14 protein-coding genes and 1 other annotated feature are annotated in these 14,017 nt (G+C 35.9%); of the genes, 5 read left to right on the top strand and 9 right to left on the bottom strand.

The genetic code is table 11. The annotated features are described in order from the left end of the window. Positions 1-92 precede the first annotated feature (92 nt). The 4 genes from A3GQ_RS0100630 (at position 93) to A3GQ_RS0100615 (ending at position 2,760) form a co-directional block, all read left to right on the top strand. Complete coding sequence (locus A3GQ_RS0100630) at positions 93-530, top strand: DUF350 domain-containing protein (RefSeq protein ID WP_028775412.1); 438 nt, start codon at positions 93-95, stop codon at positions 528-530. Between the two features lie 535 nt (positions 531-1,065). Then, positions 1,066-1,761, top strand: a complete 696-nt coding sequence (locus tag A3GQ_RS22905; RefSeq protein ID WP_051271053.1) for a YetF domain-containing protein — start codon at positions 1,066-1,068, stop codon at positions 1,759-1,761. A gap of 92 nt (positions 1,762-1,853) precedes the next feature. After that, the gene (locus A3GQ_RS0100620) at positions 1,854-2,285 is read left to right on the top strand and encodes a MarR family winged helix-turn-helix transcriptional regulator (protein ID WP_028775411.1); all 432 of its coding nucleotides are present in this window, start codon (positions 1,854-1,856) and stop codon (positions 2,283-2,285) included. 13 nt (positions 2,286-2,298) lie between these two features. Continuing rightward, complete coding sequence (locus A3GQ_RS0100615) at positions 2,299-2,760, top strand: VOC family protein (protein ID WP_028775410.1); 462 nt, start codon at positions 2,299-2,301, stop codon at positions 2,758-2,760. Positions 2,761-3,165: 405 nt separating this feature from the next. On the opposite strand, the gene A3GQ_RS0100610 is transcribed toward A3GQ_RS0100615, so the two are convergent. The 8 genes from A3GQ_RS0100610 to A3GQ_RS0100575 form a co-directional block, all read right to left on the bottom strand. Next, complete coding sequence (locus A3GQ_RS0100610; protein WP_028775409.1) at positions 3,166-3,567, bottom strand: permease prefix domain 1-containing protein; 402 nt, start codon at positions 3,565-3,567, stop codon at positions 3,166-3,168. Beyond that, complete coding sequence (locus tag A3GQ_RS0100605; RefSeq protein WP_028775408.1) at positions 3,568-3,894, bottom strand: PadR family transcriptional regulator; 327 nt, start codon at positions 3,892-3,894, stop codon at positions 3,568-3,570. An 88-nt stretch (positions 3,895-3,982) separates the two neighbouring features. After that, entirely contained in the window at positions 3,983-4,999 is a 1,017-nt protein-coding gene (gene desA / locus A3GQ_RS22900; RefSeq protein WP_037463529.1) for a Delta(5) desaturase DesA, read from the bottom strand. A gap of 650 nt (positions 5,000-5,649) precedes the next feature. Next, entirely contained in the window at positions 5,650-6,120 is a 471-nt protein-coding gene (locus A3GQ_RS0100595; protein ID WP_028775407.1) for a YbaK/EbsC family protein, read from the bottom strand. 23 nt (positions 6,121-6,143) lie between these two features. Further along, entirely contained in the window at positions 6,144-7,709 is a 1,566-nt protein-coding gene (locus A3GQ_RS0100590) for a 2-isopropylmalate synthase (RefSeq protein WP_028775406.1), read from the bottom strand. A gap of 53 nt (positions 7,710-7,762) precedes the next feature. Further along, positions 7,763-8,006, bottom strand: a binding site (T-box leader). 82 nt (positions 8,007-8,088) lie between these two features. Beyond that, positions 8,089-9,414, bottom strand: a complete 1,326-nt coding sequence (locus A3GQ_RS0100585; RefSeq protein ID WP_028775405.1) for a HAMP domain-containing sensor histidine kinase — start codon at positions 9,412-9,414, stop codon at positions 8,089-8,091. Then, positions 9,411-10,085, bottom strand: coding sequence for a response regulator transcription factor (locus tag A3GQ_RS0100580; protein WP_028775404.1), 675 nt, complete (start codon positions 10,083-10,085; stop codon positions 9,411-9,413). Before A3GQ_RS0100580 ends, A3GQ_RS0100585 begins: the two co-directional genes overlap by 4 nt. A 186-nt stretch (positions 10,086-10,271) precedes the next feature. Next, the gene (locus A3GQ_RS0100575; RefSeq protein ID WP_028775403.1) at positions 10,272-11,360 is read right to left on the bottom strand and encodes a hypothetical protein; all 1,089 of its coding nucleotides are present in this window, start codon (positions 11,358-11,360) and stop codon (positions 10,272-10,274) included. A 426-nt stretch (positions 11,361-11,786) separates the two neighbouring features. On the opposite strand from A3GQ_RS0100575, the gene A3GQ_RS0100570 reads away from it, so the two are divergent. Further along, on the top strand, positions 11,787-12,632 hold the full coding sequence (locus A3GQ_RS0100570; protein ID WP_037463525.1) for a sulfurtransferase: 846 nt from the start codon (positions 11,787-11,789) through the stop codon (positions 12,630-12,632). An 81-nt stretch (positions 12,633-12,713) separates the two neighbouring features. Here A3GQ_RS0100570 and A3GQ_RS0100565 read toward each other — a convergent pair whose 3' ends face one another. After that, complete coding sequence (locus A3GQ_RS0100565; protein WP_028775401.1) at positions 12,714-13,820, bottom strand: slipin family protein; 1,107 nt, start codon at positions 13,818-13,820, stop codon at positions 12,714-12,716. Between the last annotated feature and the right edge of the window lie 197 nt (positions 13,821-14,017).

Below are 14,017 nucleotides of genomic sequence, written 5' to 3'. Positions count from 1 at the left end.
GAATAAAGGATATGAAATTCCTTTTGTTTTTCAGTCTTCTGTTGTAATTTAGAAGTAACTACATAATTACTAGAAAAATAGGGGGAATAATTTTGAACAGTCAGTTGGATTCCATTTTAAACTTTCTCATGTATTTAGGTGTTGCTTTACCCATCCTTATCATCGGTATCCTTGTTTTTATTTACACCACTCCATATCCAGAATATCGTCTGATACAAGAGGGATCCAATACAGCTGATCCACATAAAAGAGACGCTGCAAAAGCTGCAGCTCATGATTTAAGCGGAAAAATCATTGGTCTTGCTATAGTTGTTGCTTCCGTTGTAATCAGTTCTGGCAGTATCGTAGATTTACTTATTTGGGGATTGATCGGAATTGTGTTTCAAGTCATTATCTTTTACCTCTTTGCATGGCTCACTCCATTTCATGTTATCCAAGAGATACCAAAAGGAAATGTAGCAATTGGTATTTTTTCGGCTCGCATGAGCATCGTATCTGGATTATTACTCGCAGCTTTAGTGAGCTATTGACATAGATACGACATTAACCAAGAAAGCAGAACAAAAAAGGGAAACTCAGCCACCTTTTTTGTTCTGCTTTTATCATTTAAACTCTCAACTTCTTCGATTTTCTCCATTCTAATCCATGACATATTTTTTAACTATACAAAAAATAAAAAATTTACATACTGTCCAAAACAATACAACCTATACCTTACTGTTATCCAACAGTTCATTACCTAAAAATCAACAACAATATTTACTGGAAATCAAAAAAATCGTCGCATCTTGCTCCACATTAAAATAAATATCTTATGTCGAATCTTATTTTACCAAATCGATTACATTTGCCTTCCAGTAGCCTCTTTTGTCTATCCATTGTCGGTTCGAAACAAATTCATTATTTTCTAAAAACCAAGGCATCATTATAACTTTTGTTCATCCTATATATTCAACACTGTTAAACACAAACAAGAAGTTTGTGTTTTGTTTTTACTCCCAATACGTTTCTGTCTCAGAGAATAAATTCCTACCGGGTACCTCAAACTATACCGAGGTGATCTAAATGGACAAACATTTCGTTCAGTTGTTTTGGGAAATTCCAATCATTTTTATTGCACTACTGCTATTAACCCGAATCCAAGGAAAAAAAGCTATTTCTCATCTTACTTATTTTGATTACATAGCAGGAATTATTCTTGGAGATATCGCATCAGCCTGTCTAATAAATCAAGACACTACTCTTACGATTTCTTTGACAGCATTAGCATTTTTTGGTGGATTATCCATCTTAGCCTCGATTATCGGTATGAAAGTAAGACGTTTTCGACTGCTCGCAGAGGGAGAGCCTATTAGTATTATTAAACAAGGTAAAATCCTCGAAGAAAATGCCAAAAAAGTAGAGTTAGATATAGATAACTTACGCATGTTATTACGAAAAAAAGATGTTTTTAATGTTGCCGATGTGGAATTTGCCGTTTTGGAAACAGATGGAAGTTTATCTGTCTTAAAAAAATCAGCAAAAGAAACGATCACTCGTGCTGACTTAAAATTAAATAACAAAGAAGAAAAACCTGGTATAGAGTTGATTATCGATGGCGTCATTGATGAACAAAAAATCAAAGAAGCTAACCTAACCAAAAAAGATATCGAAAATATGCTTCGCCAAAGAAAAATAAAATCAGTAAGTGAGGTTAGTTACATGGAAATAACAGGGGAAGGGAAAGTATATATCGATAAATATGAAGATAAGTTGACTTAATTAATCTTATTCATCCACAACAGATGTTCCATTGTAAAATTACTTAGGTACCTATATAATAAGTACAAATAGAATTTGAGGAGTGACCATTTTTGATTGAATCAACAGACCATCAAATCGGTCATTGGGTAAGGAGATTAAATCATGCACTTATCCAAAGTTTAAGCGAAGCATTGAAACCATATGAATTAGGTCATAGTCAGTGGCAAGTGCTAAGTATCCTTTATAAAGACAACAATATTTCCATCAAAAAATTAAGAGAACAACTGAATGTGGAGTCTGGAACGTTAACAGGTGTGATTGATGCACTTATTCGAAAAGGTTGGGTGATACGAGAGGAAGATCCAAAAGATAGGAGAATGAAACAAGTAAAGATGACTGAGGAAGGAAAATTAAAATGGTCATCTCTACCAAATCCAAGAGGAACAGTAAAGCAAAAATTGGTTCAAGATATCTCAAAGGAAGATATGGATATAGCAATAAATGTGTTGAAACATGCTTACAAAAATCTAACAGCAGAGTGAGGTAACAATATACATGAATCAATCCAAAAAATTCTCTTGGGGTGGGTTCCATCACATCGCTATCGTAACTCCTGATCTTGATACAACCATTCATTTTTATCAAGATATTTTAGGAATGGAGATCGGCAAAATATACCCTGCCAAAGGAGGAAGAGGGAGACATGGATTCATCAAGCCAGGTATTTGTGACGGACTAGGACTTCATTTCTTTGAAAATCCCAATGTGGAAATCATATCTTTTCCCAAAGGATCACTACGACCAGAATCTTTGCAAACAAATTCCTTTGTTGATGGGGTTTTACAACATATTGCTTTCTCTTTACCTAATGAAGAAAGCGCACTAATACTAAGAGAGCGTTTATTAAAAAACGAAGTAGAGATGACAGACATATATGAGATCGAATCTTTGAAAGACATGATTTTTATTGATAAAACAAATGGCATCTTACTAGAGGCAATCTGGCCATCGAAATAACCAGCCACACAAAAAAGTGCAGAAAAACTGCACTTTTTTGTAAAAGACAACACTCAAATTATGACTTATTCCATCTTCGATAAATCCATAGACACTCCTAGCAGATACGGTAAAATAGGCTTTGACTCATTAAGACCTAATTTATGAAGCATCTTTATCAGCAGATGTTTATTTTCCATTCCCTTATACAAATAACTCCGCAATACAATCCTTATATGAACGAACAAATAAAAACTGCTGTCGACGAGTATGAACAGCAGTTCACCATTTATGTATGTTTCTACTTACAATCTGTTCATTTGTTAAAAAAATTAGACATGTTTCCGCTATCAAAACCACCAAGAGTTCCAAAATTCTTATCTTTGTATTTTATAAAGCTTATTATATCTAAAAAGTATTGGTTTATTACCTAGATCTCAACCAAATAAATAACATAGATAAAGGCCACCACAAAACAACAAATGTAGGATAAACGAACCAGATTTCTTTTGGAGTATAATAAAAATTAGCAAACACAAATAAACTAATAATCAATAAACTTCCCCAAATCGAAAACCCAAGGTTGACCTTAGACATATTCTTTTTTGGAGGAAATGTTTTTTGCATTAACTCTTGTTTGATTTCATCTACATCTCCGAATTCAATTATTGCTTTGTTGATTGCATCTTCTTCCTCCTTTCCTTGAGCCATTAGATCCTGAACTTTCTCTTCTAAGTTCTCTAAAATTTCTTGTTTAATGACCCTTTTTTCCTCACTTTCTGGAACATCTTTAAAAAGTTTATCCACAAGTTGTTTTAAGGTTTTCACTTACAATCCCTCCATAAACAAATCGATGATCTCTTTGGTTTCCTGCCATTCTTTAGCTATCTCATGTAAATAGGCTTTTCCAAGTGGAGTGATCCGATAATATTTACGCTTGCTACCATGCGTGATACTTCCATAGTAAGATTCGATTAGTTCTTTTCGGTTCAATCGCTGGAAAACTGCATATAGAGTGGCTTCTTTGATGCGGAATCGATCATTCGTTCGCACACTTATTTCTTTTGATATTTCATAACCATATCGATCCTTCTCCAATATCAATCGCAAAATAATGGAGTCTAAATGTCCACGAATAATATCACTTCGAATGATCTTTCCCTCCCAACTTTTGACCAATCCACATATAAAGCCTATCTTCTCTATTATAGTAAGGAATAGCAGAATAGAAAGAGATGATTTGTTAACCGCTCATTTTTTTGCTATGGAGAAACTTTTTAATATAGCCAAATCCCATTAATTTCTTGCGATTTTCATCCCAAATTCTAAATCGAAGCGACTTAAAACTAGAGAAAAAAGTAACTGGTGATACATCTTGAAATAATTTATTTTCCTTATGTGCTTTATCTAAATAGTAGTTTGGCACGCGGCTACTTAGGTGGTGAATGTGATGAAAACCAATATTACCAGTAAACCATTGCAAAATACGTGGCAGTTTGTAAAAAGAACTTCCTTGAAGCGCAGAATCTACATGGTTCCAATTTTCTTCTTTTTCAAAGTAAGCTCCTTCAAATTGATGCTGAACATAGAACAACCAAACACCCATTAATCCAGAGAGTAAAAAGATAGGACCTTGCACGAGTAAAAATGCTTTCCAACCAATCAACCAACAAAAGAATGCAATCAAACCTACAATAGCAATATTGGTAAGATACGTATTGTTCTTCTCTCTTTGCTTTGCACCTTTTCGATTAAAGCGATACTCCACCAAAAAGATATAAGATGGGCCAAGTCCAAACATTACGATTGGATTGCGATACAAACGATAAGCCAATCTTTTTAACTTTGGAAGTGCAAGATACTCTTCTACCGTGAGCGTCCAGATATCCCCTACTCCATGCTTATCCAAATTACCACTTGTAGCATGATGACGAGAATGACTATACTTCCATTGATCATATGGGCAGAACGTTAAAATCCCTGTAATCGTTCCTACTATTCTATTTACATTTTTATTTGCAAAAAAGGAGCCATGACAACAATCATGAAAAATAATAAAAATACGCACCACAGTACCAGCTGCTACTATTACCAGAGGCAGTGTTAACCAGTAAGAAACAGATAAACTCCAATAAGCCAAACACCATAATACAATAAAAGGAACAAAAGTGTTGATTAGTTGCCATACACTACGTGATATATCTGATTTTTCATATGGAGCAATCATCTGTCGCCAGTTCTTTTTGCTATTTTCCACCATTTTAAATCCTCCCAATTGATAGATAATGGTAACTAAAATCCATGTCACAAAACACTTCATATTCGTTTTGTATTTCACTTTTTCATTTCTTAATTACTTATCCTGATAGAGTAATTCTTCATTATAGTACTCTATCACATAGAATAAATCAACTACTTTCTTTTAACTTTAAACACCTTATATATAAAGAGTTTTAAAAGTGAATTCCCCATTTACTTTTGTAGATAGAGTAATTTGTTGTGTATTTACTCTATTAGACATATTTCTTTTCACAAATTTCTAAATAGGGAAAAAGCCATTCAACGTTGATCAGATGAATGGCTTTTTCCTTATAAAAAGATTTTACTTATAGTTGATATCGCGACTCGATACGTATAACTAATAATCTACTTTTATTGAGACTGAAAAATAATCGATGATCAGCTTAAATACGATAACGTGCCCTGCCCCCGTCTAGAGACATGTTTCCCAAGCAATGAAACACTCGTCCTCTACGGTGTAGGAGACAAGTTCCGAATCTGCCCCTCCAACTGCTGGTTGACCGGCTGAGCCAGACGACGAGGCATGATGGTTTCCTTGTGGTGGATTCGACTGAAAAAAACTTTCTAAACAAAAAGAAGTTGAATCAAAGTTCAACTCTTTCTTTATATTTATTCTTTTACTTTTGCTACTTTTCCACCTGTCATTTCGACCAATTCCTCAGGTGTCATTTGAAACACTGTTTTTGGGTGTCCAGCGGCTGCCCATATCGTCTCATACTGCAATAGATCTTCATCAATTAATATCTGTATCGGATTGCTGTGTCCGATAGGTGCTACTCCACCGATAACAAAGCCAGTTTGTTTTTTGACAAAATTGGCATTAGCTTTGGTAAGTTTTTCTCCTACAATTGCTTCTACTCTGTGTTCAGCAATCCGGTTTATCCCACTTGCAACTACCAGTAGAGCTGATCCAGATGGTTCTAACCGAAAGATAATCGATTTTGCGATTTGCGCAACTCCACAATCAATCGCTTCAGCTGCTGCTTGTGCAGTATTTGCATTATCGGGTAATGTTACGATTTCATGATAATGTCCAAAATCATGTAAAATCTGCTGTACTGTATTTACTTTTTCGTTCATATTACAACCCTCATACTTTCTTCCTACTGATTTACTAAAATTAAATTTTCTACAACAATGTTATTGATCACGTTAATATAGGCCAAAGCACTTGCTTTCATGATATCCGTATCTGTTGCTTTTGCCGTATAGGTTTCACCCTTATATTCTACCTGAATCTTTACTTTTCCTAATGCTTCTTTCCCTCTGGATACACTGCTAATCTGATACTCTATTAGTTTTACATCCAAACCGCAAACATCCGAGATAGCAGAATACAAGGCATCAATCGGTCCGCTACCTACACTACTACTTTTCATCACTACATCACCTTTTTTCAGATGAATACTCGCTGATGGGAAAGTAGTGTTACTTATGACCTGCAAATCGACTAATTCAAAAAATTGATCGCTGTACATCACGTCTTGACTTTCTTCCTGTTCTTTGTAGTAGTTTTCTACTAATACGTATAGGTCGTGATTGTAAACCTCTTTCTTCGCATCTGCTAATGCAAGAAAACCTTCGAAAACACCTTCAAATTGTTGATCCGTCAGCGATTGAAATCCTAATTTTTCTAAGGCATTTCTCACTGCATGTCTACCCGAACGAGCAGTAAGTATTAATTCCATATCTTCCAGTCCAATCTCTACTGGACTAATAATCTCATATGCATCTCTTGATTTTAACAAACCGTCTTGGTGGATACCTGAGGAATGAGCGAAAGCATTTCCACCAGTAATTGCTTTGTTCACCTGTACATCCAATCCCATAAAACTACTAACCAATCTTGAAGTATTCATGATCTCTTTCTTGTTGATATTGGTATGAGCATGATAGATAGATGAGCGAGTATGTAGCGCCATCACGACTTCCTCTAATGCGGCATTCCCTGCACGCTCTCCGATTCCATTGATGGTGCACTCCACTTTATCCGCTCCATTTTTTATTGCAGCTAGTGTGTTTGCAGTAGCCATCCCCAAATCATTGTGACAATGAACACTCAACAATACTTTGTCGTTCAAATTTTTCAATCGGTCATTTAGCTTATAAATCAATTCTCCAAACTCTTCTGGTACTGCATAACCCACTGTATCCGGTACATTGATAATCGTTGCTCCAGCTTTCACTACTGCATCAATAGTTGACCACAAATATTCAAAATCAGAGCGAGAAGCATCTTCAGTGGAATACTGCACATCTGGTAGAAGCGTTTTCGCATACTTCACCGCTTCCACCCCGATATCAAGGATTTGACCTTTGGATTTGCCAAACTTTTTCTCGACATGAATATCCGAGGTGCCTAACACAATATGTATCAGCGGATTTACTGCATATTTTACACTGTTATACACCGCATCAATATCTGCTTTAACAGCTCTTGCCAATGCTGTAATGATCACATCATCTGTATTTCCAACTTTAGATGCTACTTCTTTCACAGCTTGAAAATCACCTTTAGAAGATGCTGGAAATCCTGCTTCCATGATATCTACTTTTAATTTCTTGAGTTGTTGGGCTACTTCCAATTTCTCAATCAAATTTAATTTTGCCCCAGGAACTTGTTCCCCATCACGTAATGTCGTATCAAACACCCATATTTTCCTTGTCATATTGAAACACTCCTCTTCCATGTAAATATTAAAAAGCCCCGCCTCTATATAAAAATAGAGACGAGGCTTTGCTCGCGGTACCACTCTAATTGATTAACCCAAACATGATTAATCCACTCGTTTCGATAGCAATCACTATCTATCTTTTTAACGGTAGAAAACCGACATCCCCTACTAATTATTTTTTCAGGGAGTAGCTCATGGATGAGTTCAAAGAAGAATAGCTACCAATTTCCACCACCATTGGCTCTCTAAAAGCTGATACATCCTTTTACTATTTCCAATCTTGGCTTATTATTATGACTTTACGCAATGCTACATTATTTTATTTTTGCTGTCAATCGTAATTTTATTCAGTTAAGTCTCTACTTGAGTAAATCTACTTCATCGAATAGATTAAATAAATACGTGTCCCTTGTGATGATGTTTCCACTTCCCATTGGAGATCCATCTCCTTCATCATAAGCTTAACGATGGATAAACCAATCCCCACACCTCTTTCTGTAGATCGATGGTCCAAACCAGGTCCTTTATCCTCGATCAAAATTACTTTACGCTCACTAGTGTGCTGCATCTGTATTCCTACATACTTACCTGATGATGCATGTCGTAAAACATTTTGAAACAAGTTGTCCAGTATACGTTTAAACCATAAAGGATCAACAAACCAAATTTCTTTTCTGCTCAACAAATCGATATCTATTTGAAAATCCTTTGTTTCAAATAAAGGATACCATTGAGCCAAAACTGTACGAAGTGTGTGTGTTACATCCATTTCTTGCATCTGCATGGGATATTTCCCCGCTGTTAGCAGCGTATAAGAAAGCAAGTTTTCAATCAATTGACTCAGATCATCCACTTTACTGTCGATGACAAGCAAAGATTTTCTTTCATGATCGGATAAATCTCCTCTTTGCAAAGCATAGGAGTGACCTTGTATGATTGCCAGCGGTGTTCGTAAATCATGTGAAATACTTGCGAGTAGCTCTCTACGTAAGGTTTCTTCTTCTTTTTTCTGTTGCTGACTTTTTTCTAATTCATGGATCATATGATTAAATGCTAGTTCCAATGCTCCTATTTCATCTTTTTTCTTTACTTTTATTATGCTTGGAACTCCACTTTTCGTAGTTTGGGTCATCGACACTTGTAACAGTATCAATCGATGGCGGATACGAAAGAAAAACAATCCGATAAAAACAAGATAGGAAACAAATGCTGCTATAACAAAAATGACAAATGACACATCTTGGTCATCACCATCTGTAAGGGAATAAGGGAGCCAGAAGAATAGGTATCCTTGCTTGGGATCTCCTCCAATCGGAGCTACTATGGTAAATGAAACTTCTCCTCCATACTTTTGGATGAATTGCATTCCTTTTTGAAATGACCATGGATCAGAAATATTCTTTTCTTTAGGTAACATGAATTTTATTTGGCCACTTCCATCAATCCAAAACATATTCGCCTTCGGATAGCGGGCTTTGATTTTATGAAGTTCATTATTCACCTGCATAGCAGTAGCGTGATTTAAATTGTTTGCTAAACGATTCCACATCGTTTTCATTTCATCTGTATGATTATACTTGTATTTATCTTGATTCAAATACATGTCTGTACCATAATAGATAGGAAAAAGAATCGGCCAGATAATCGCTATTAAAATAATGAATAGATATCGGAATAGTAAGGAGTCACGAAATTTCATTGTCTCACCCGGTAACCAATCCCACGTATGGTTTCAATAATTTGCGGCTGACTTGGGTCTACTTCTATTTTTTCGCGTAAGTGACGGATATGAACCATAACTGTTGTATCATCATCCATATATGGTTTTGCCCAAACCGCTTCATAAATCTGCTCTTTGGTCAGAATTTGATTGAGATGCCGAAGAAAAAAGGCCAAAATATGATACTGTTTTGCTGTAAGTGATATTTCATGGTTTGATTGAACATGGATAATGCGACGTTTCTCCAAGTCTATTTGTAAATGAGCCAGATGTATTTCCGGTACCACATACTCACCAAATCGCCTCAATAACACTTCAATCCTAGCAACTAGCTCATCTGGATGACAAGGCTTTATCACATAATCATCAGCAAAATCAAGGCCTTGCAACTTATCTTCTAAAGCCGTACGTGCCGAAAACAATAAAATCGGTGTTTTGGGATATTTGCGTTTGATACGTTGTCCCAATGAAAAACCATCCAATTCAGGTAGCATGATATCCAGAATCACCAAATCGGTTTGCTCGATGTACTCCATTGCATCCACACCTGTAACAAGCCACTTTACGTCATAATTACGCTTGAGTAAATCTTCTGTGACCAAATTACCAATTTCTAAATCGTCTTCAATATATAAGAGATGCTTTTTCATTACAGTATCAACCCTCCAATCCTCATAAAAATTTACATGCTCCATTTCATCTATCCATAAATCATGAACCGTTTTAAATTCAGTTTTATTATTACAGATTTAAGCCGTGTAAGGATATATATAATTTAGAAATGCTAGCATTCTCAATTAACTTAATTATCATCTTTATGAGAAAGAGAGAAGAAATCAAGCGTCGTGTTGGCAATGTTTGCATTGCCCACGTCGACGATAGTAATAAGCAATGGTAGCACCATACAAGATTAATCCCCAAATCGGAAAAATACTTACTGGATTATTGAAAAAACCCTTGTAGTCACCTGACATAAAAAATTGACGAAAAATTTGAGAACCCAATGAACCTAATGCAGTCGCTACCAACAACGCTGGAATAATTGCCAATGCTGGTGGAACACGTTTTCCTGCGAAAAAAGGAATCCATCGGGGAAATACCTCGCCCCAGCGTTGAATGAGCCCCAATATAAGCACACCTCCACCAAGTCCTAAAATAGCTAGACCGAGTCCAGCATACACCAATCCATTGGCTTGCAATTGATGAAGAAATGCTTCCGTGATTCCTAGAGGATATCCCAACGCCCATGCAATTCGAGAAATAGAATATACAAAAGGCAGCCCAAATCCAGCATACACAAACCACTTACCCCATTTTGCAGCAGAACTTGAGGTTAACCACTGTGATGTGTTTCCATTCAATCGACCACAGTAGCCGCACGCTTTTTCACTTCGACGATAGTAGGTTAATCCTGTGGCTGCCCATAACAATCCACCCAATACAAGAATAAATTGATTAATAATTGACCAATTGATGTAATCCCAAAAGCTCACAGGAGGAAAATCAAATGGTGCTCCTACAATGAAAATGGGCATATATGCTATTGTTATCATTACTCTAGCATCTGGGATTATGAAGGCTAACATAATAAACAGGAACACAGAAAAAGTGATTAGCAAAGCACGAATCATTCCTTTACCTTTCAAGCGAGCCATTGCAAATGCAATGGTCGTCCCAGCAAACCCTAAAATCATAACGCATGGTGCACCCGTTTCTGCACGCAGTCCATTTAAGATTGTTACTTCAGCAACTGGATCTCCTTCCCCAAAAGGAAAACCAATTCCCCCCATCATCCAATATAGTCCCATTATTCCATAAATAAAGGACCAAATAGCAGCAGCATAAGCAACCCATATTGGCCATCGAGAAATCCATGATAGAAAGGGATTACTAGATTGCGAGTCATTTATTTGTAGTGTATTCATCTAAAATCTCTCCTCTTCCATAAAGGTTTGAAAAAATAAGTTTCAAGCCCTTTCATTTCCTTGCTTTTTATCTAGATTCAGAATACTAGCCGGACATTAATATAAAAGTAGCTTTCACCTTAAGTTCAGCTTAAATTTTCGAAATACCAAATCTATCACAAGATAAATGAAACTTGATTACCAAGATGAAAAGAAGAATGATAAAACGCAAATAAACGAAAACTCCTTATTGATAGAAGTTTTCGTTTATTTTCACAAGATATAAGAATCTCTTTTTGGTTAACTTGCTCTAGTAGGATGATTATAATTAGAATACAAGTATAAACACACTTCAGTTGGTTTCTAGCAAATGATGAAATGAAATGCACCAATGCAATATTTATGATGGTACCAAGACAAGAAAAAAGAGGAAATGGATGTGAGTAGATGATAAATCGTATTGTTGGCATGGATTGGGTACAAAAAAATTTACAGAATCCTGATGTGGTTCTTGCTGACTGCCGTTTTACTTTAGAGAAATCAATGAAAAAACCTTTGTTAGACGAATATCTCCCTCATGCTGTTTATTTTGATTTAGAAAAAGATCTATCATCCTCTGTACAAAAACATGGAGGCAGACATCCTCTTCCAGATCTATCTACCTTTGTAAAGACATTAGAAGATGCTGGTATAGATGAAAATACGCATGTAATCGCCTACGACGACCAAGACGGGGCAATGTCTTCTCGATTTTGGTGGTTACTTACTTATATTGGCCATAAAAAAGCATCTATAATGGATGGAAATTTCCGAGATTGGAAAAAACTTGGATATCCGACAAGCCCTTCACTCGTGAAACGAAAACATACTAACTATGTACCACATATCCAAAATCAACTACTTGTGAGTATGGATGAAGTGAAGCAGAAATTAACGGACGAAAACACGCTCATCATTGATTCTCGAGAAAAAGAGAGATACATAGGAAAGATAGAACCCATTGATGCAGTAGCAGGCCATATTCCTCATGCTCATCATTCTTTTTGGAAAGATACAAAGAACTCGGATGGTCGATTTTTATCAAATAATGAATTACGGGAACACTTTGGGAAATTACCTGATGCTGAAGAAATAATTGTGTATTGTGGGTCAGGCGTAACAGCTACCCCAAATATTCTAGCACTGTTGGAAGCAGGGAAAAGCAACGTAAAGCTTTATGCAGGAAGTTGGAGTGATTGGATCTCTTATGCAGATAACCCAATTGAAAAAGGGGAAAGAAAAATCAAAGAATAGATTGGTATGATATGAAAAAGATCTTGTTCTCAACAAACAGGATCTTTTTCATATGTCCACAAGTAATCCTTGTCATTTTCATTACTCTGACCTTGATAACAAAGTATTGAGTTGTTCAATCAGACTACCTCCACCAGTTAAGGAGATATTGCCGATTTTATCACATATTTTCTCTAAAAATTCGAGTTCCTTTAATCTGTAGAGGGTTTGATTCTCTTCCATTAACTTAGCTGTATTGAGTAAGCTCCTAGTAGAAGCAGTCTCTTCTCTTCTTGTGATCACATTCGCTTGGGCACGTTTTTCTGCAATGAGTACCGTATTTAAAATTTCTTTAATATCTCCAGGTAAAATTACATCTTTTACACCAGCAAATAGGAACTCGACCCCAAAATCACTGTTTTTTTCTTTTAGTTTTTGCAATACATAATTACCTACTTCTTGCTTTTTCAATAGCAAGTCATCTAGCTTCAATGCCCCTACATATTCTCTTAAAATCAGCTGAAGTACAATATAAATCTGCTCTTCAAACGACTTGATTTGTATGACCTTAAGCGGATCTGTAACCTTATAATGACAGACAAAGTTGAGTCTCATGGAGATTTTATCTTCCGTCATGATCTCTTGTCCCGTCATATCAACTTGTTGTTGTCTTAAATCTATTTTTTGCACAGTCACTTGAACAGGGCTTTTCCAAAAGAAGTATCTACCTGGTTCTAAGATTTTCTGTACCACATTATCATAGTAAAGAATACCTTGCTCATGGCTCATCACATGATGTTGGTTAACATACCCAAGGAGATTCGGGTGATTATATACAGAAACATCGATCTTAGGATCTATTTCAGGATTCCGTTTATCTACGATGATAAAATCATGTTTTTTCAATACATTCCAAAATGCATATTTACCGGCACTTAGTACATCTGAAAGTTTTCCATCTTCAAAATGAATGGCAATTTCGTTATCTTGCACATCTATAACAGTAAGTTCTTTTTGGAGTTCGGTATCTTCCAAGTAAATATTAATATTTTTATCTGCTGAATCAAAAGGCTTATTTACATCCGTTTTCAAAAAACTATATTTCACAAATGGATTAAGAAAATACTTCCCTGGTTGCAAACACTTTACATAGTTTCCATCCTTAAAAAGAAGTCCTCGTTCATCATTTTTTATGTTTACTCTTAACATACTACCACCTCAAAAATTAGAATCTTTCAAGCAATCCTTCCAACATATTAGCGGAGTGTAACTTAAGGACAAGTACCATCTACTGTACAAACGGGTTAACCTTAGAGTTTATCCACAAACCTACAAAATCTAAGGAAGATGTTCGCCTGTAAAAATAGAATCCCCTTACCCGGTATCCATCCACTACAAGGCTTCTA

Source organism: Shimazuella kribbensis DSM 45090, from assembly GCF_000428065.1.
Taxonomy (GTDB): domain Bacteria; phylum Bacillota; class Bacilli; order Thermoactinomycetales; family Thermoactinomycetaceae; genus Shimazuella; species Shimazuella kribbensis.
This window is presented reverse-complemented; position numbering and strand designations above follow the sequence as displayed.

Coding starts and splice junctions, on each gene's coding strand:
- A3GQ_RS22905 (WP_051271053.1), top strand. CDS start 1,066: ATGGACAAACATTTCGTTCAGTTGTTTTGGGAAATTCCAATCATTTTT.
- A3GQ_RS0100615 (WP_028775410.1), top strand. CDS start 2,299: ATGAATCAATCCAAAAAATTCTCTTGGGGTGGGTTCCATCACATCGCT.
- desA (WP_037463529.1), bottom strand. CDS start 4,999: ATGGTGGAAAATAGCAAAAAGAACTGGCGACAGATGATTGCTCCATAT.
- A3GQ_RS0100595 (WP_028775407.1), bottom strand. CDS start 6,120: ATGAACGAAAAAGTAAATACAGTACAGCAGATTTTACATGATTTTGGA.
- A3GQ_RS0100590 (WP_028775406.1), bottom strand. CDS start 7,709: ATGACAAGGAAAATATGGGTGTTTGATACGACATTACGTGATGGGGAA.
- A3GQ_RS0100585 (WP_028775405.1), bottom strand. CDS start 9,414: ATGAAATTTCGTGACTCCTTACTATTCCGATATCTATTCATTATTTTA.
- A3GQ_RS0100580 (WP_028775404.1), bottom strand. CDS start 10,085: ATGAAAAAGCATCTCTTATATATTGAAGACGATTTAGAAATTGGTAAT.
- A3GQ_RS0100575 (WP_028775403.1), bottom strand. CDS start 11,360: ATGAATACACTACAAATAAATGACTCGCAATCTAGTAATCCCTTTCTA.
- A3GQ_RS0100570 (WP_037463525.1), top strand. CDS start 11,787: ATGATAAATCGTATTGTTGGCATGGATTGGGTACAAAAAAATTTACAG.
- A3GQ_RS0100565 (WP_028775401.1), bottom strand. CDS start 13,820: ATGTTAAGAGTAAACATAAAAAATGATGAACGAGGACTTCTTTTTAAG.